The 17,244-nt window shown below is 45.3% G+C and carries 16 protein-coding genes; 9 read left to right on the top strand and 7 right to left on the bottom strand.

Features of this window, described 5'->3' with window-relative positions; translation table 11 throughout:
- Positions 1-11 precede the first annotated feature (11 nt).
- The gene (locus tag ACLJRH_RS03675; RefSeq protein ID WP_000024087.1) at positions 12-1,355 is read right to left on the bottom strand and encodes a VOC family protein; all 1,344 of its coding nucleotides are present in this window, start codon (positions 1,353-1,355) and stop codon (positions 12-14) included.
- Positions 1,356-1,647: 292 nt separating this feature from the next.
- Here ACLJRH_RS03675 and ACLJRH_RS03670 point away from each other — a divergent pair, with 292 nt between their 5' ends.
- Positions 1,648-2,571, top strand: a complete 924-nt coding sequence (locus ACLJRH_RS03670; RefSeq protein WP_000414259.1) for a LysR substrate-binding domain-containing protein — start codon at positions 1,648-1,650, stop codon at positions 2,569-2,571.
- A 60-nt stretch (positions 2,572-2,631) separates the two neighbouring features.
- Here ACLJRH_RS03670 and ACLJRH_RS03665 read toward each other — a convergent pair whose 3' ends face one another.
- The 3 genes from ACLJRH_RS03665 to ACLJRH_RS03655 form a co-directional block, all read right to left on the bottom strand.
- Positions 2,632-4,257, bottom strand: coding sequence for a methyl-accepting chemotaxis protein (locus ACLJRH_RS03665; RefSeq protein WP_000528480.1), 1,626 nt, complete (start codon positions 4,255-4,257; stop codon positions 2,632-2,634).
- Positions 4,258-4,425: 168 nt separating this feature from the next.
- On the bottom strand, positions 4,426-5,544 hold the full coding sequence (locus tag ACLJRH_RS03660) for an S-(hydroxymethyl)glutathione dehydrogenase/class III alcohol dehydrogenase (protein ID WP_000842142.1): 1,119 nt from the start codon (positions 5,542-5,544) through the stop codon (positions 4,426-4,428).
- Between the two features lie 31 nt (positions 5,545-5,575).
- The gene (locus tag ACLJRH_RS03655; RefSeq protein ID WP_001120770.1) at positions 5,576-5,851 is read right to left on the bottom strand and encodes a metal/formaldehyde-sensitive transcriptional repressor; all 276 of its coding nucleotides are present in this window, start codon (positions 5,849-5,851) and stop codon (positions 5,576-5,578) included.
- 522 nt (positions 5,852-6,373) lie between these two features.
- Between ACLJRH_RS03655 and ACLJRH_RS03650 the strand changes: the two genes are divergently transcribed.
- Complete coding sequence (locus tag ACLJRH_RS03650) at positions 6,374-6,775, top strand: effector protein (protein WP_077909911.1); 402 nt, start codon at positions 6,374-6,376, stop codon at positions 6,773-6,775.
- Between the two features lie 128 nt (positions 6,776-6,903).
- Here the strand turns inward: ACLJRH_RS03650 and ACLJRH_RS03645 are convergent, their stop codons facing one another.
- Positions 6,904-7,620: a hypothetical protein gene (locus ACLJRH_RS03645; protein WP_001527697.1), complete on the bottom strand. Its 717-nt coding sequence runs from the start codon at positions 7,618-7,620 to the stop codon at positions 6,904-6,906.
- 425 nt (positions 7,621-8,045) lie between these two features.
- On the opposite strand from ACLJRH_RS03645, the gene sseJ reads away from it, so the two are divergent.
- Entirely contained in the window at positions 8,046-9,272 is a 1,227-nt protein-coding gene (sseJ, locus tag ACLJRH_RS03640; protein ID WP_001131418.1) for an SPI-2 type III secretion system effector SseJ, read from the top strand.
- A gap of 120 nt (positions 9,273-9,392) precedes the next feature.
- Here the strand turns inward: sseJ and ACLJRH_RS03635 are convergent, their stop codons facing one another.
- Positions 9,393-9,737 carry a DUF1294 domain-containing protein gene (locus tag ACLJRH_RS03635; RefSeq protein WP_000281190.1) on the bottom strand — a complete coding sequence of 115 codons (345 nt, stop codon included), beginning with the start codon at positions 9,735-9,737 and terminating at the stop codon, positions 9,393-9,395.
- Between the two features lie 949 nt (positions 9,738-10,686).
- Here ACLJRH_RS03635 and ACLJRH_RS03630 point away from each other — a divergent pair.
- From ACLJRH_RS03630 to ACLJRH_RS03605, 6 genes are all read left to right on the top strand, one after another.
- Entirely contained in the window at positions 10,687-11,448 is a 762-nt protein-coding gene (locus ACLJRH_RS03630; protein WP_001527895.1) for a transporter substrate-binding domain-containing protein, read from the top strand.
- Positions 11,449-11,454: 6 nt separating this feature from the next.
- Positions 11,455-12,102, top strand: coding sequence for an amino acid ABC transporter permease (locus tag ACLJRH_RS03625; RefSeq protein ID WP_023213809.1), 648 nt, complete (start codon positions 11,455-11,457; stop codon positions 12,100-12,102).
- Between the two features lie 24 nt (positions 12,103-12,126).
- Positions 12,127-12,858, top strand: a complete 732-nt coding sequence (locus ACLJRH_RS03620; RefSeq protein WP_001634043.1) for an amino acid ABC transporter ATP-binding protein — start codon at positions 12,127-12,129, stop codon at positions 12,856-12,858.
- Entirely contained in the window at positions 12,855-13,535 is a 681-nt protein-coding gene (locus ACLJRH_RS03615; protein WP_000560165.1) for an amino acid ABC transporter permease, read from the top strand. Before ACLJRH_RS03620 ends, ACLJRH_RS03615 begins: the two co-directional genes overlap by 4 nt.
- A gap of 136 nt (positions 13,536-13,671) precedes the next feature.
- Positions 13,672-15,222 (top strand): glycosyltransferase family 39 protein, encoded by a 1,551-nt coding sequence (locus ACLJRH_RS03610; protein ID WP_001555933.1) that lies wholly within the window; start codon positions 13,672-13,674, stop codon positions 15,220-15,222.
- Positions 15,223-15,685: 463 nt separating this feature from the next.
- On the top strand, positions 15,686-16,348 hold the full coding sequence (locus ACLJRH_RS03605; protein WP_001611673.1) for a class I SAM-dependent methyltransferase: 663 nt from the start codon (positions 15,686-15,688) through the stop codon (positions 16,346-16,348).
- Between the two features lie 271 nt (positions 16,349-16,619).
- Here the strand turns inward: ACLJRH_RS03605 and cybB are convergent, their stop codons facing one another.
- Positions 16,620-17,150: a cytochrome b561 gene (gene cybB, locus ACLJRH_RS03600; protein WP_023136769.1), complete on the bottom strand. Its 531-nt coding sequence runs from the start codon at positions 17,148-17,150 to the stop codon at positions 16,620-16,622.
- Between the last annotated feature and the right edge of the window lie 94 nt (positions 17,151-17,244).

Below are 17,244 nucleotides of genomic sequence, written 5' to 3'. Positions count from 1 at the left end.
GCTTACCGCTTTTAAAGCAGACCGCAACGGCGTTTACTGCGTTCTTCCGCTTCCTGATATAACGAAAATTCATCCCGTACTGCACATCCCAGCGCCTGTTCAAAGGCGTCGCGGCTGGCATTGCCGTGGCTTCTTGCCAGCGTTTCATCTCCCAAATTCGACTGAAAAATGCCGGCTGCGCTGACCGGAAGAAAATCTTCATAGGTAATCGGCTGCGCGATTACCCAACCGCGCTCAATAAGCGGCTGCGGATCGTCGCCAGGATGGATCGCCTGACGATGCGCCTCGCCGGATGGCGTTAAGCGATAGCGGAACCAGGCAAGCCCCTGCTGGCGAAGCAGAAATTCGCTATCCGGAAAGGCGTTAAAGACCTCCCGCAAATGGAGTTGATGCGTGAAGTTATCCTTACCCGTTCCCGCCTTGTGCAACAGTTCGTCATATAATCGACGACCTTTTGGCGTCAGCGCGACGCCACGTTGCTCAATTTCGCCGAAGCGCGCCGTGTGCGTACCCTGCTTTTCATCAACGAAGAGCACCTGCTCTTCCAGGGCTTTGAAACTGGTTTGCCGCAACAGAATAGGCACTTCGCGGCGAGGCGGACCTTCGATAAGAATTTTAGGCGTAATGCCGCACTCCGGCATCATGGCCTGTACCCGGTCGATATCCAGAGTACGCGGCGTCAGATGGTTAATGTGACATCCCGGGAAACAGACCACGTCGGCAATTAAACGATGCTCACGATGCAGGCTGAGGTACGTTTCTTCATCAACGGTAGCCTGACGATGCCAGCGAAAAGTCTCCAGCGTTTCACGGACGAACTCTTCGGCCTGAGCAGCGCTAAAACCGCCCTGCTCGTCGTACTCATCCAGCAATTGTCGGCAGCGCGATGTAAAAATATCCCGCTGCGATAAGATTTCCGCCGCCCGCTGGCGTAATGCCGCGTTTTCAATGAGCTCCAGGCGTAATAGCGAAGTGAACATGCGAAAGGGATTACGCGAGAGCGAAGCCTCGTCAATGGGACGAAATGCCGTGGAGTGCACAGGCACGCCCGCCTGAGAGAGATCGTAATAACTTACTGGGTACATCCCCATGATGGCGAATATCCGACGCAAGGTAGAAAGTTCTTCTGCGGTGCCAACACGAATGGCGCCATGTCGTTCCACGTTCAATCGCGCCAGTTCATCGGCATTAGCCAACTGCTCATGCAGTTTGGGATTATTTTCCAGCACCGCCAGATTCACGTCAGCCACAAGTTCCAGTAACGTACCGTACTGCGGAACTTCCTGCTGGTACATTGCCGACATTGCCTGCGAAAAGTGTTCCCGAATCTCATCTGCCGTGATGGTGTTCGCCATAATGTCATGCCTCCAGTGAATGTTACCTGGAGTGTAGAAAACCTCATCCATTCCGGGGAGAAGAATTTATAAAGTGTGATCCGGTCTGAATTCATTATGCAGAACGGATTGACATGAGCTGGCGTATCCCCGACCAGATCGCGGCTTAACACGCTTAACGGCAGTTGAATCATCAGTAAAATAAAACAGTTGTAACTTGAAATGATAAAATGTTAATAATATTTTGCTATCAGGTTATCAAAAACAAACAACTTTACTTGTCACCCGCACGGCTCTGTTTTTAACATCGCTTATGGAAAAAAATGGTCTGTTTAGTCAGCGCATTCGGTTGCGCCACCTTCATACATTTGTCGCCGTTGCGCAACAGGGAACGCTGGGGCGCGCGGCTGAAACCCTTAACCTGAGCCAGCCAGCGCTTTCTAAAACGCTGAACGAACTGGAACAACTCACCGGAACCCGTCTGTTCGAACGCGGGCGACTGGGCGCGCAATTAACGGTTCCTGGCGAACAATTTTTGACTCATGCGGTAAAAGTATTAGATGCATTGAATACCGCCGGGCAGGCGCTGAATCGCAAAGAGGACGCCAGCGCCGATGTGGTGCGTGTTGGCGCGCTCCCCACCGCTGCGCTGGGTATACTCCCGGCGGCTATTGGGCGGTTCCATCAACAGCAAAAATCGACCTCGTTACAGGTCGCGACCATGAACAATACGATGTTGCTTGCGGGTCTCAAGTCAGGCGAGATCGATCTGGGTATTGGCCGCATGTCAGACCCGGAATTAATGGGCGGTTTAAATTACGAACTGCTGTTTTTAGAATCGCTTAAATTAGTGGTACGCCCCGGTCATCCCCTGTTACAGGAGACGATCACGCTCAGTCGGGTTATGGAATGGCCGGTAGTCGTCTCGCCAAAAGGCACGGTACCGCGCCAGAATGCGGAAGCCCTGTTGCAAAGCCAGGGGTGTAAAATGCCTGCCGGATGTATCGAAACGCTATCCGCATCGTTATCACGACAACTTACCGTAGATTACGATTACGTCTGGTTCGTCCCCTCTGGCGCGGTTAAAGAAGATCTTCGCCAGGCAACGCTGGTCTCATTACCCGTGCCGACCCAGAGCGCAGGCGAACCGATAGGTATTCTTACGCGAGTTGATATCCCGCTCTCAACCGGGGCGCAAATGCTGATTGCGGCGATCCGTAAATCGATGCCGCTGTGATAGCGGCTGTCGGGCATTAAACGCGCCCGCGGCTAAAATAGCCCGCTGGCGCGACGCTCATTAAAGGAAGGATGATCGCATCGTCGCGCCAGTATCCTGTAAATGAAACGCATCAACGGCTTGCGTCAAGCGGGCGGCCTGTTCTTCAAGCGAAGCCGCCGCCGCGGACGCCTCTTCGACCAGCGACGCGTTTTGTTGCGTAACCTTGTCCATCTCAGAAATCGCCTGACTGACCTGAACAATACCGCGACTTTGCTCATCAGAGGCTGCCGCGATATCGAGCATAATATCGGTGACGCGTTTGACGGCATCCACAATCTCATTCATGGTGCTCCCCGCAGCGATAACCTCTTCAGATCCTTGTTCAATCAGGCTGACCGATGCGCCGATCAAGCCTTCAATCTCTTTTGCCGCCTGCGCGCTGCGACTGGCGAGGGTACGAACCTCACTGGCGACCACCGCAAAACCGCGTCCTTGTTCCCCGGCACGTGCCGCCTCGACCGCCGCGTTCAGCGCCAGTATGTTGGTCTGGAAAGCGATACTGTTAATGACGGCGGTAATTTCCGAGATTTTTTTCGAGCTGGTGGAAATATTCCCCATCGTTTGTACGACCCCGGAAACCATCTGGCCTCCGCGACTGGCTTTACCGGAAGCATCTTCCGCCAGTTTGCTGGCGTGATGCGCATTATCCGCATTCTGCTTAACGGTTGCCGTCAACTGTTCCATACTGGCCGCGGTTTGTTCAATGGCGGCAGCCTGCTGTTCAGTACGAGAAGATAAATCCGTATTACCGGCGGTAATTTCGCTGGTGCCTCGATAAATTTCCTCCGCCCCCTGACGCACCGCCCCTACCGTTTGTTGCAACGCATGCTGCATTTGCTGAAGATGATGACTCAGACGACCAATTTCACTGCGTCCTGTGGGCTCGTCAGCCATGGTTAGATCGCCCGCCGCAATGCGTTCGATACGTGACGCAGACTGCTGCAAGGGTTGTATCACCGTGCGACGCAGCACCATGAAGGTCATTAACGTCAATACCAGCGCCAGCGTAAATGCGCCAATCATAAACATCATACCGAGCCGGGTACGTTGGTAAGCCTGTTCGCTAAGTAGTCTTGCCCGCTCGGTGCGCAGTTCAATCGCTTTCAACAGGACATGGTTATATGCGGCATCCAGTTGTTTTGCCTGCTCGTTTTCATGATTAATGATCGCTTCGAACATGCCATTTTTGGCAAATTTCAGCATCGGTTGCAGGCCGTTGATATAGGCGGTGTAACGGGCGTTTAACTCGTTATCTAGCGCGTCATCGGCGGGTGTTTTCACCGCTCTGGACATATAAGCGTTAAAGCCGTCCTGAGACTGCTTGATCCGCGTTTCCGCAGCGGCAATATTGGCTTTCATTTCATCCATTTCAGCAATCCGGCTCGCCGCGCCAGCGTGGATCATATTGATACGTGCGGTACGTAAGTGGTTAGCGCTGTTGGATAATCCCATCCGTACCTGAATCTCGTCCGTGACATCACGCTGATCGCGATCGGCCTGTAACAGAAAATAGCCTGCCAGCCCGGCGCTCAAAGCAAAAAGAAGAAGGATGCCACCGAGAATGGAGGAAAACAGCGGAACCAGCCGAATATGATGCAGGAAGCCCAGTTTATGCGAGGCTTGCATCGAGAATGTGTTGCCCATGACCGTCGACTCTCTTGTAAGTTTTATGCGTAAAACACGCCCGTTAGATAGTCATCGGCACTTCGTGACGTTTGCTTATCGCGAAAAGCATCGCCTTCGTCACATTTTCACAACATTCATTCCAGAAAATTCAGAAAAGCGCCAGCGGAAAATCCGCTGGCGGATGAATCAGTTATCGCTAAAGTGGATAACAGTACGGATGGATTTACCCTGATGCATCAGTTCAAAGGCATCGTTAATCTGCTCCAGCGGCAGGCGGTGAGTAATAAAAGGATCTAAACGGATTTTACCGTTCATCGCATCCTCGACCATCCCTGGCAGCTGCGTGCGCCCTTTCACGCCGCCAAAAGCGGAGCCACGCCAGACGCGACCAGTCACTAGCTGGAAGGGACGGGTTTTGATTTCCTGCCCTGCCCCCGCTACGCCAATAATAATGCTTTCGCCCCAGCCTTTATGACAACATTCCAGCGCCGCTCGCATCACGTTAACGTTGCCGATACATTCAAAACTGAAATCTACGCCGCCATCAGTAAGCTCAACAATAACGTCCTGGATCGGTTTGTCGTAATCATTCGGATTAATAAAGTCCGTGGCCCCCATTTCGCCCGCCAGCGTAAATTTTTCCGGATTCGTGTCGACAGCTAAAATACGCCCGGCTTTAGCCTGAACCGCGCCCTGAATAACCGCCAGCCCAATACCGCCTAAACCAAAAACGGCAACGGTGTCGCCCGCTTTCACTTTAGCGGTGTTATGGACGGCGCCAATACCAGTCGTCACGCCGCAGCCCAACAGACACACTTTATCCAGCGGCGCCTGCGGGTTCACTTTCGCCAGAGAAATTTCCGCGCAAACGGTATATTCGCTGAACGTGCTGGTTCCCATATAGTGATAAACGGGTTCGCCGTTATAAGAAAAGCGGGTAGTGCCATCCGGCATCAGCCCTTTTCCCTGAGTGGCGCGTACGGCCTGACAAAGGTTAGTTTTACCGGACTTACAGAACTTACACTCGCCGCATTCCGCCGTGTACAGTGGAATAACATGGTCGCCGGGTTTCAGGCTGGTGACCCCCTCGCCGACCTCAACTACCACGCCGCCGCCTTCGTGACCCAGTACTGCCGGGAATACGCCTTCCGGATCATCGCCGGAAAGGGTAAAAGCATCGGTATGGCAAACGCCGGTATGGGTGATTTTGACCAGAACTTCGCCTTTTTTCGGCGGCGCAACGTCAATCTCGACAATTTTTAGCGGCTGACCGGGACCAAAAGCAACTGCTGCACGTGATTTCATATATCTCTTCCTGTTACGGTGAGGGAAATTGTTATTTTAGATAAGCGCGAAGAAGATGGCCGATTTCCGCCATCCGAACCGCGCGCTGATCTGGCGTAGTTTCCCCGCTGACCAGCTCATCTTTCAGATGGATCTCAACCATTTCACTCATCAGGCCATTAGAAGCGCCGCGCACGGCGGCAATTTGTTGCAGAATAGCCAGACAAGGTTCGCCAGACTCAAGCGCCCTCTCCAGCGCTTCAACCTGCCCGCGTATGCGACGAACGCGGGTAAGGATACGTTTTTTATCTTCAGGTGAATGCGGCATTCGACCTCCATATACTATAGGGGGGTATACTATCAGAATTTTATGTTTATGTAATTGTAAAATGACACACAATATAAAAATCAATAGCTTATAGATTTCCGGCATAGACCATCAAGAATCAGTTCACATTCAGCATATTCAGCTCATGGGAACTTTTTCAGGCCACAGACAATAAACACCAAAGCTTTCTTTCTAAGCTGCAATGTTCTGCCCGACTGGGGCACAGAGGTAATGCCGGTAAATCCAGTCCCATTACTCAGAAGTAAATATTTGCTTAATAGTTTTTATTTACTCACCAGGTGGTAATGAATAAAGGTTATGATATGCAGATGTCAGTCTTGTAAGAACGTAACATCACAACTGCGATACACCGCCGACGGGTAGCGAAAATATCTCAACCCTGTGTCTTTCCAGGCTTAGTCAATGTGGACAAAAAATCAAATGAGCGTTATTTGAAAGATTTTTAATACCCAAAAGCGTCATCATTATTGTTAATTTGAAATCAATCTCAGGTAATAATCCATGCCTATTTCGATTTGTAAACATGGTGCTCCTTTTGTTGTTCAACATGAAAATCGGTACGGTTCCGGTGCAAGTCAGTCATCATCACTTTCAAAATCAATCCGCCATATTAGCAACTCTCATGAGGAAATAAAATTTATAAGTTGCTATAGTGCAAATGGAAGCTGTTTTTCCAATGCACAGATGCTAGCCAATGCCTCAGGGAGCCCTGTTATAGGCTACTTTGGGAAAATAAATAAGTTAACAGCCAATCTGGATAATAGCGGTCGTATATTCCGCCCACAGCATAAGCTTGCGGCCAGGATTTGTTATGTAGGTAATCGGCTTCTGAGCGGTCCAATTCAACTTGGGTTTGGCCTGAAACATCTGCTAAACTGCCACTCAGATGGTAATGTCAGATAAAGTGTCATGCCATGCCCTTCCCGGCATTGCTATTCCACAGCCTACAGATATGGGCGCTCAGTTCTTTCTCTAATCTCTGCCATGGGAAGCTCTGGCGTCATTTCACGCTCTTGCCAGCCAGTATTTTATTAAAGTCTGACTTTTACCAGGGTAATTTCATAAGAGTGTCCATCTTCTGGTCTAAAAATAATAAATCTATTGTTATTTTTAGTAAAGGATTTCGACAAAATAAAACTATCATGATACCTGGCCAGGACGTAGTACCAGCCTCCATCATACAATATCATTTCGTATTCTTTCTTTAATTGTGGCTTATAGATCCCAACAAAAAAAGAAAATATAAAAAAATATATAATAAAACCAATCATAACTATAGTGAAACAATGTCTTCGCACCCAACTGAGTTGCGTAAAACAAATCACTGGCATCAATTTACTATAAAAACGCATCCCCACCGATAGGCATAAAGCCACCAGTAAAATGATAAAAAAAAGCTCCCACAAAAACGATTCTGTTAAGAGAGAAAACTCGATAACAATTGGAATAAAGAACAAAACCGCTGCCAAAAAAAGGCGTAAGAAGCTAAGGTCGTGAATACGTGCTTTTTGCTTTACTAAAAAAAATAATAGAATACCCACTCCCCACGCTATTATGAATATAGCCATCAGGCTAATCGCATGGAATAGACTTCGGGCAATGTTGTCAGGGCCGACGCCTACATACCACCACGGGAAACCATAGTACGCGGAGACGCCCCAGCCATAAAAATAGGCGCTCCCCCATCCCAGACCACCTAAATAGGCCAAAAGCATTGAAGAGTTTTTAATAATTGAATCATCACTCATTATAGTTAACTCACTTAAGAAATATTTAACATGAAAATAGAAATCAACACGTTATATAAAACACCACCCCCTTGGAAATAATAGCTTGATGATAAGCTTACCTAATTTTCCTGAGTATCAAGCCAGCTCATACCCACGCCAGCACACTAAAATCAGGAGTGGCTACTTTTTTTAGAGGTTTGCCTTAACCAGACGCACAGTCAATAATGATAGCAGTCAGATAATATGTACCCGGCATTAACCTCACGTTGTTGATGATATATTTACTTCGTTGAAAAATAATAAATATTGCATGTGTTTTTTTGGCGGCGACAAACTGTTAAAGAAGCGCAATTCTATATACACCATTTACCTGATTACTTTTCTTGCTAATATTTGTTAATTAATGTTTTGCTAAAGCGTGATTAATTAGTAAGGAGGACACTATGCCATTGAGTGTTGGACAGGGTTATTTCACATCATCTATCAGTGCTGAAAGATTTAATGTGATAAAAGAAAGCGCACGCCCTCCGGAATTAAGTTTATGGGAGAAAATCAAAGCATATTTCTTCACCACTTACCATGCAGAGGCGCTCGAATGTATCTTTAAACTTTACCACTATCAGGAACTGAATCTAACACCGGTACAGGTTCGCGGAGCCTACATCAAACTTCGAGCCTTAGCGTCTCAGGGATGTAAAGAACAGTTTATTATAGAATCACAGGAACACGCCGATAAGTTGATTATTAAAGATGATAATGGTGAAAATATTTTATCTATTGAGGTTGAATGTCATCCGGAAGCTTTTGGTCTTGCCAAAGAAATCAATAGATTACATCCCAAGCCAAAAAATATTTCTTTAGGTGATATTACCAGACTGGTATTTTTTGGCGACAGTTTATCTGACTCCATGGGGCGTATGTTTGAAAAAACACATCATATCTTACCCTCCTATGGTCAATACTTTGGCGGAAGGTTTACTAATGGATTTACCTGGACTGAGTTTTTATCATCTCCACACTTCTTAGGTAAAGAGATGCTTAATTTTGCTGAAGGGGGAAGTACATCGGCAAGGTATTCCTGCTTTAATTGCCTCGGTGACTTTGTATCAAATACGGACAGACAAGTCGCATCTTACACCCCTTCTCACCAGGACCTGGCGATATTTTTATTGGGGGCTAATGACTATATGACACTACACAAAGATAATGTAATGATGGTCGTTGAGCAACAAATTGATGATATTGAAAAAATAATTTCCGGTGGAGTTAATAATGTTTTAGTCATGGGGATTCCCGATTTGTCTTTGACGCCCTATGGCAAACATTCTGATGAAAAAAGAAAACTTAAGGATGAAAGCACCGCTCACAATGCCCTGCTAAAAACTAATGTTGAAGAATTAAAAGAAAAATATCCCCAGCACAAAATATGCTATTTCGAGACTGCCGATGCATTTAAGATGATAATGGAGGTGGCCAGTAATATTGGTTATGATACGGAAAACCCTTATACTCACCACGGCTATGTACATGTTCCCGGGGCTAAAGACCCTCAGCTGGATATATGTCCGCAATACGTCTTCAATGACTTTGTCCATCCAACCCAGGAAGTCCATCATTGTTTTGCCACAATGTTAGAAAGTTTTATAGCTCATCATTATTCCACTGAATAATGTTCCATCGGCTGCGGTACGCCTTGAGCAAAACACCGCTCAATATCATAGTGCCGGTGGCATGAAAATATGAGGTTGTCTTTGCTGCCGGTTGGTCAATAAGTGATCCATACTCTATGTTCAGTAGGACAAAAATGGATAGAGTCGATAGATCGCCACCGTAACTACAATACTCACTATCACACTGACGATAAAGTATGTTTTGAATGGCTGCTTTTGCGTTTTATGACGGAAGAGTTGTTGACCAACAATCGCACCAGGCCACCCACCGACAACCCCAAACACCAACAAAGTGGATTCCGGCACTCTGCGCCAGGTTTTACGTGCCGCCGTTTTGTCTATACCGTAGATCGCCAGCGTTAGCACGTTGGCGAGCAGGAACCACATCGCGACGGGATGCGATGTAAAAATGCTTCCGACCGCAGCGGAGATCAGGAGTAAATAACAAAAGCGGTTAAGATACATATTATTATGTCATAGCAATGATTAGGGACATCGGAGCCCATTATACGCGATACATGCGCCTATGTGATGTAGAATTTTCTTTTCATTCAGCCAACGAGTCATCGAGTCATCGAGTCATCGAGTCATCGAGTCATCGAGTCATCGAGGATTCATTTTTAATTACCATGGTAATCATAAGGTAATTAACGTGTTGTGAACACGATTAAAATGGGTAAAGCCACCAAAAATGTTACCACCTTAACCATTGCCAGGATAACTTAATGAAGAGCCCTCTTTATTGCTGTTTGTTATCCGGTTGGCAGTCTCAGTTTTGGATTTATTTATCGTATTTATATTTATTACATAAGATGTACGATGTTAATTTGAGAATTTTATCTCGACAACCGCATATATTAAGATATTTCTGAATTAAGATTATTGTCGATTAAAACAAGTTAACGTTTTGATAAACATAACAACATCGTCAGAACTCCTGATTTGTTGTCGTTTGTTCATAGGATAAATAATTTATATGCTTGCAAATATAGATAGCACGCAAATCAAATTAGCTCAGAAAATGTATTTGACAAGCAAAGATAAGTCTTTATATTGGCCCTGGATAGAGTGGCAAGATGATACTTAGAGACATTAAATACACCGTCACTGAAGCAATTATCTGCTTATCATGTAAATATGTATGCGTAAATGGAGCATAAACTATGTCCAGTATACTAATGTCTATGGTATTTTTACATTTTCACCTTTCATGGGGTCGCTGCACTCATATCCAGTTGATATCTCATGGTATATTCAATCCATTCCCTTTGATGATTCCTGTCAAACCTCCTGATTAAATTAGTTAACAGCGATGGAATACATAACGTTAAGTACTTTACGCCTGCAAATGTCAGGTTCACGCCCTAATGCTTAATTTATAATACACATTACCTTACTACAGGAAATAGATAGCATGTTATTCAAAAAAATTGGCTTATCGATGATAGTGTTGGGAATAATGTCGTCTTCAGCTTTTGCTGATAGCATCGTTGAAGGGAAAACACTCAATGTCGCAGTATCACCGGCCTCTCCCCCTATGTTATTTAAAAGTGCTGATGGCAAATTGCAGGGGATAGATCTGGAGCTTTTTTCGTCTTACTGTCAGTCACGGCATTGTAAGCTAAACATCACCGAATATGCCTGGGATGGAATGCTTGGCGCAGTGGCGAGTGGTCAGGCAGATGTCGCATTTTCGGGAATTTCAATCACAGATAAACGTAAGAAAGTTATTGATTTTTCTGAACCTTATTACATCAACTCTTTTTATCTGGTCAGTATGGCTAATCATAAAATAACGCTCAATAACCTCAATGAATTAAATCAATATTCTATTGGATACCCTCGAGGAATGGCTTACTCCGACCTTATCAAAAACGATCTGGAGCCCAAAGGATACTACTCGTTAAGTAAAGTAAAATTATATCCAACATATAATGAGACGATGGCTGATCTAAAAAATGGTAATCTTGATCTGGCTTTTATAGAAGAGCCGGTTTATTTTACCTTCAAAAATAAGAAAAAGATGCCGATAGAAAGCCGTTATGTTTTCAAGAATGTTGATCAACTTGGCATTGCCTTTAAGAAAGGCTCTCCCGTGCGCGATGATTTCAACTTATGGCTTAAAGAGCAAGGGCCACAAAAAATATCTGGCATCGTCGATAACTGGATGAAATAGTAAGCTATGTCATCAGGTAATATGCTGGCTATCTTTTATTTCCTATTGGAAGGGATTGGTAATACGCTGCTTGTAACCTTTACCTGTTTTCTCTCAGCGTTTTTTACCGGGCTTACAGTCGCCGTATTACGGCGACTATCCCCCCTTCCACTACAGAAGATACTCGACGTACTGGTCTTTATTCTTCGGGGAATTCCAATACTTATTGCTGTTTTTCTTGTTTATTTTGGATTGCCAGCGATTGGCATATATGTTTCACCTCTGGTGGCCATGAACCTCAGCGTCGGCTTAATCAGCGGGAGTTATCTTGCCGAGGTGTTCAGAGGGGCGCTTAAATTAGTTGAGCCATTCGAAATAACGGTAGCGAAAGTAGCAGGAATGCGTCAATTACAGGTTATAGTAAATATTGAACTGCCACAGATGTTGCGATTTTCTGTGCCCGGTATTATCAATGAGTTTTCTTCTGTATTAAAAGCGACGCCCTTTGCTTATACTGTCGGCATCGCTGAAATAACGAAGCAGGCAATGTCACTGACAGCCATCACGCTGAACGGATTGCAGATCTATACTCTTGCCGGGGTATTATATTTCATTATTTATAAAGTTTTTACTCTTCTGGCCGGAGTGTTTGAGAAAAAATATCGCATCAGTTGAAGCATAAAAATAGAGGTGATACTCATGGCTTTACTGGAACTAAAAGAGATAAGTAAGGAATATTCAGGAAAAAAGGTTCTTGATACGGTTAGTCTGAAAATTCAATCGGGAGACATGAAAGTAGTCATGGGGCCATCGGGTTGTGGAAAAACGACGCTTTTACGCTGTCTGCTTCGATTAGAAGAGCCTGATTATGGTGATATTTATTTTCACGGGAGAAATATTTATGACAAGGAATTTACTATTCTTGAGTTCAGAAAAAAAGTTGGTTGTGTCTTCCAGAATTACGCTTTGTATCGCCATCTTAACGTCATGGATAATATTACCCTTGCCCTATGTAAGGTGTTTGGCATGCCGGGACAACTAGCCCGGGAGAAAGCCTTACATGAGCTACAAAAACTTGATATGGTCTCGCATAGCGCGAAATACCCTTCGCAATTATCGGGCGGGCAGCAACAGCGCGTCGCCCTGGCCCGTACAATGGTCACCGACCCAGAACTCATTATTTTTGATGAGCCGACGTCTGCGCTTGATCCGCTCATGACTCATGAAGTCGGAATGTTGATCAAGCAACTTCACGACAATGGCGTCACTATATTATGCGTCACTCATGATATTCGCCTCGCCAGATTACTAAGCGATAACGTAACGTTTCTTAATCATGGCAAAATTCGTGCAGAAGGCGCTTTTACCGATCTTGCTTTACGAGAAACGGATCCAGATATCCACTGTTTTTTTAGCGAGGCACAACGATGATCGCTGGCTGGTCTCTCTTCTTTAATGACCTGACTGAACAACTGCCACTTGTTGTGGACGGTATTAAAGAAACCTGTAAACTTGCGCTGATTGTTTCCATCACCGGTTTTTTGTGGGGAATTATTATTTTCTTTCTGAGCCTGAGCCATCGCCCCGTGGTAAAAGCCATAACTCGACTGTACATGGATTTCTTTATCGGTACGCCACTCATTCTTATTCTGTTTGTTATCTATTATGGTTTACCTCAATCTGGCATTCACCTGTCCTCTTTTACCGTGGCGGTTACAGGGTTTACTTTAAACGTCGGCGCATATAATGCCGCGTACATGACAACGGCCTATAACGCATTGAATAAATATGAAACGGAGGCCGCAGTCGTTCAGGGGTTGAACAAACGGCAGGTCTTTTTGTGGATTATACTGCCTCAGGTATTGCTGTCTTCCATTCCAGCCTTAACGAATCAGGTGATTAATAACCTTAAAGACAGCACCATCGTTTTTCTTATCCAATATACTGAGTTTTTCGCGCGAATTCAGGAGGTTGCTGCAACCAGCTTTAAATTCTTCCATGCTTACCTTTTTGCCGCCATAGTGTACCTTATTGGCGTTACCTTTATTGTCGGTTTGACCCGGTTTTTAGAGCATAGACTGCTTCGCCATTACGGTCAGGATTACTGAGTTGCACTGCACTATTCTGATTAATTCATCGCTGACATTATCAAAGTTATTTTTATTTAGTGTTGGTTAAGATTTTAACCTTCATTATTGCGTTAGGTGTCCATTCTGGTCTAAGTCTTACTCCATTGAGGATATTATGGCGCTACCACAACTATCAATATGGCAGCCCGGCGATGGGTTAAGAAAAATAAAGTATAAATATCATGTTTGTCTCATTGTCATATTCTCCGTCCTTATACGGTTGCTGTTTATAACTGACCGCTACCTTTGGTGTGACGAAGCGTCCAGCGTGCTGATTAGTCGACATAGCGTAGATAATCTGCTCTTCCATGCCGCTTTTGACGTGCATCCCCCGCTTTATTATCTGTTACTGCATGACTGGATCATATTATGGGGTGATAGCATTGCAGCGGTACGCTCTCTCAGTCTACTCTTTGGGATCCTGACAGTTGTGCTGGTTATCGCGCTTACGCGATGGCTGGCAAATGAGCGTACAGCCTTATTGGCAGGATGGTTTGCCGCCCTGATGCCGATGGCAGTCCATTACAGTCAAGAAACGCGCATGTACGCGTTAATGGGAATGCTAACGCTCGCAGCCGCGTTAGCATTGATGATGTGGATAAAAACACCCACCCATAATCGCTATCTTGTCGCGTATGCTTTACTTATGACGTTCAGTTTTTACACCCATTATTTCACCCTATTTGCACTTATTGCCCACTGGATCGCAGTAACAATATTATCCTGCCAAAGCCATAAAACGGCCTGCTACCTTAAACTTCCTGGCTGGTGGTTTGCTAACCTGGCGATTGCTGTCGCTTATCTCCCCTGGTTGCCCGTATTGTTTAATTTACTGACTCATCTGGCGCAGTTGAGAGCCGGTAATGATATCGGTTGGATTCCCCCCGTAACATGGCGTGATCTGCCTGCAATGTACTGGCATTTCTTTACCGGAAACAACGGACAGGGTTTTCCGTCGATCATTCTGTGGCTGGCTGTGGGAAGTTTTATCGGTACTGTGGGGCGAATATCTTTATGCAACGGAGAATATGAAAGATATCAGCTGATATTATTTTGTAATCTGGTCATCCCTGTAATGCTGGTCTTCATCATTTCCTGGTGGATGCCGTTATTTATCGATCGTTATTTCTTCTTCTCATCGCTGAGCATTCCTCCCCTGCTCGCGGTATTACTTACCCGCGCAAAAAAAGCGGTTTGTGGCTTCGGTTTTATCTTATTCACCTTATTATTCGGCTATGGTTCATATCATAATAATCCTGAGCACATAGACGAGTTTAAACCATTGGTAAACTATATTAATACCCGTCACCAGCCTAATGATGCCGTGGTAGTCAGTAAAATGTTCGATTATTTAAGTTATGTGTATTATAATAAGCGAGATTATCGTGCGTTTCTTTATACACCACCTAACGCACACGGAACATCAGGCAGACCGAATGCCTATGGCTTTGGTTCACTGTTTTATGCGCAAGCCGACCAGACATATATTGATACTCTGACAACGCTTTCAAAAAGTCACCATCGTGTCTGGTTGATAAGCGGCGGTAACTTTAGTCAGGATTACCCCTTGCCGTCAGAATGGCAAAATATCGCAAAATTCAGAAGTGGTAGATTTCAGGTACAATTATTTGTAATACCGACTCAACAGGCGCATCAAATGCAATGATTACCGTTTTTTATCCAGTGCAGTGATAAACAGTACTGCCACTGCCAGACCGCCTAAAAGTAAGGTCCAGCCAAACGCTTCAAAAACCTCAATCATATCGCCTCCGGGTAGGTGATATTAAATCACGATGGCTATCTCATCGTAACATTTAAAATATCAATTAATGTGCAATAATCGCTTTATGTGTATGAATAAATATTGTTCCTCCTGCATTTAATTGCATTACTATTATCATAGGGCTTAATATGTGTATATTAACGATTATTAATTATCAGCTTATAATAATATAACTGTCCAATTCATTTGCCAGCTATTATTATCCTCTATCTTCTTTAAGATAACCGCTTAACTCATAATATCGCCTTTATTCATCGCATTAAATTACTCACTCACCTGATTAATGCTTGCCTAACGATTGCTTCGTTGTTTTAATTCCAGCGCGAAATTATTTAGTGAGAGAACAATGAAGCATACACAACAATCAGGCGCAAAAGTCTATAACCCATTCACGCTTAGCTTATATGACTGGTGGGTACTCAATATCTCAAACAAATATGCCTGGAAGTGTCCTACTGATACGCGACTACTTCCTTTCTTCCTGCATCATATGGGCGAGACTCACCTGGATATTGGCGTAGGTACAGGTTATTACCTGAAGCATGCACCTGCGACTCATGCCATTTCGCTGATGGATTTAAATCCGGATAGTCTGAAAATAGCCGCCAGCCGAGTGGGTAATACGAAAATCCGCGCCACACTACAACACGATGTTTTCGACACGTTCCCGGCGGACTGGCACGGGCGCTTCGATTCCGTTTCGATGTACTATCTTCTGCACTGCTTACCTGGTGAGATGACAACAAAAGCGAAGGCAATTAAAAATGCCGGTATGGCGCTTAAACCCGGCGGCACACTTTTTGGTGCCACGATTCTGGGCAAAGAGGTTCCTCACAATGCTTTTGGCAAGAAATTGATGGCTGTTTATAACAAGAAAGGAATATTCAGTAATACCAATGATTCAGCCGATACGTTACGCAGCGTGTTGGACGAACATTTTGCTAAGGTGACTTTGGAGCAACATGGCGCCGTTGCGCTATTTTCCGCCACTATGCCACGTTCATCGTAAGTGTAGGCACTTCCGGGCGGTCGGGCAGCGCGATCATGTGGGTTTAACCCGTTGATTAAACATTGGATTACGGAATAGCAATTGCTTATTTTATTTGTCATACAAATAAGTATAATACCCGCTTCCGATGTAGACCCGTCCTCCTTCGCCTGCGTCACGGGTCCTGGTTCGACGCAGGCGTTTTCTGTATGGAATACACCATCCCCTCTGATAGATGCCTTGTTTGCCTAAAGCGGTTAACCCCGCCTGTAGCAAACGTCATACAGGACGGTCAGTCACGCTTACGCGGCATCATCCGTAACAGCGTATTGTCTTTCCAGAAATAGTGATGCATCAAAGCAGCGATGGCATGAAGTCCAATAACAAAATAGCCCAGATTCGCCAGCGTGACGTGCCAGGATTTCAGCATATCTACGCGTTCAAAGTTAGCCTCGGCGGCATGGGGCATAGTAATGCCAAATGCGACCCAGGGATTGCCGCGGTTATACATCATGACCAGACCAAGAACAGGCAGCACGATAAATAACAGGTAAATCACCAGATGTCCTAAATGCGCCATTCCGGTCATCATCGGTTTTGGACGAGGAACAATGGGCGGCGTGGGATATTTCAGCCGAATAAACAAGCGTGCCACCATTAAAAGCAAAATAGTGATACCACATGAAACGTGCGTCATATTAAACCAGGGCCGATAACTACGCGGCGCAAAACCGCGTAGCTCCATCGCGGCGTAAGCCACAATAACCAGAAAAAAGACTAACCAGTGAATACCAATTTGCAGGCCGGAATACTTATTGCCCATAGCGCGTCCTGAATGAAAACCGTAAAGCGACAACATAACCAGCTTTTATAAATAATTCATCAAATTTATGAGATGGTGGTCGCACTTGCCCGTT

The sequence above is a fragment of the Salmonella sp. SAL04162 genome (assembly GCF_046551535.1).
Classification (GTDB): Bacteria; Pseudomonadota; Gammaproteobacteria; order Enterobacterales; family Enterobacteriaceae; genus Salmonella; species Salmonella enterica.
The sequence above is the reverse complement of the archived record's forward strand: the minus strand, read 5'-3'. Positions and strand labels throughout refer to the sequence as shown.

Coding starts and splice junctions, on each gene's coding strand:
- ACLJRH_RS03675 (WP_000024087.1), bottom strand. CDS start 1,355: ATGGCGAACACCATCACGGCAGATGAGATTCGGGAACACTTTTCGCAG.
- ACLJRH_RS03670 (WP_000414259.1), top strand. CDS start 1,648: ATGGAAAAAAATGGTCTGTTTAGTCAGCGCATTCGGTTGCGCCACCTT.
- ACLJRH_RS03665 (WP_000528480.1), bottom strand. CDS start 4,257: ATGGGCAACACATTCTCGATGCAAGCCTCGCATAAACTGGGCTTCCTG.
- ACLJRH_RS03660 (WP_000842142.1), bottom strand. CDS start 5,544: ATGAAATCACGTGCAGCAGTTGCTTTTGGTCCCGGTCAGCCGCTAAAA.
- ACLJRH_RS03655 (WP_001120770.1), bottom strand. CDS start 5,851: ATGCCGCATTCACCTGAAGATAAAAAACGTATCCTTACCCGCGTTCGT.
- ACLJRH_RS03650 (WP_077909911.1), top strand. CDS start 6,374: ATGCCTATTTCGATTTGTAAACATGGTGCTCCTTTTGTTGTTCAACAT.
- ACLJRH_RS03645 (WP_001527697.1), bottom strand. CDS start 7,620: ATGAGTGATGATTCAATTATTAAAAACTCTTCAATGCTTTTGGCCTAT.
- sseJ (WP_001131418.1), top strand. CDS start 8,046: ATGCCATTGAGTGTTGGACAGGGTTATTTCACATCATCTATCAGTGCT.
- ACLJRH_RS03635 (WP_000281190.1), bottom strand. CDS start 9,737: ATGTATCTTAACCGCTTTTGTTATTTACTCCTGATCTCCGCTGCGGTC.
- ACLJRH_RS03630 (WP_001527895.1), top strand. CDS start 10,687: ATGTTATTCAAAAAAATTGGCTTATCGATGATAGTGTTGGGAATAATG.
- ACLJRH_RS03625 (WP_023213809.1), top strand. CDS start 11,455: ATGTCATCAGGTAATATGCTGGCTATCTTTTATTTCCTATTGGAAGGG.
- ACLJRH_RS03620 (WP_001634043.1), top strand. CDS start 12,127: ATGGCTTTACTGGAACTAAAAGAGATAAGTAAGGAATATTCAGGAAAA.
- ACLJRH_RS03615 (WP_000560165.1), top strand. CDS start 12,855: ATGATCGCTGGCTGGTCTCTCTTCTTTAATGACCTGACTGAACAACTG.
- ACLJRH_RS03610 (WP_001555933.1), top strand. CDS start 13,672: ATGGCGCTACCACAACTATCAATATGGCAGCCCGGCGATGGGTTAAGA.
- ACLJRH_RS03605 (WP_001611673.1), top strand. CDS start 15,686: ATGAAGCATACACAACAATCAGGCGCAAAAGTCTATAACCCATTCACG.
- cybB (WP_023136769.1), bottom strand. CDS start 17,150: ATGGGCAATAAGTATTCCGGCCTGCAAATTGGTATTCACTGGTTAGTC.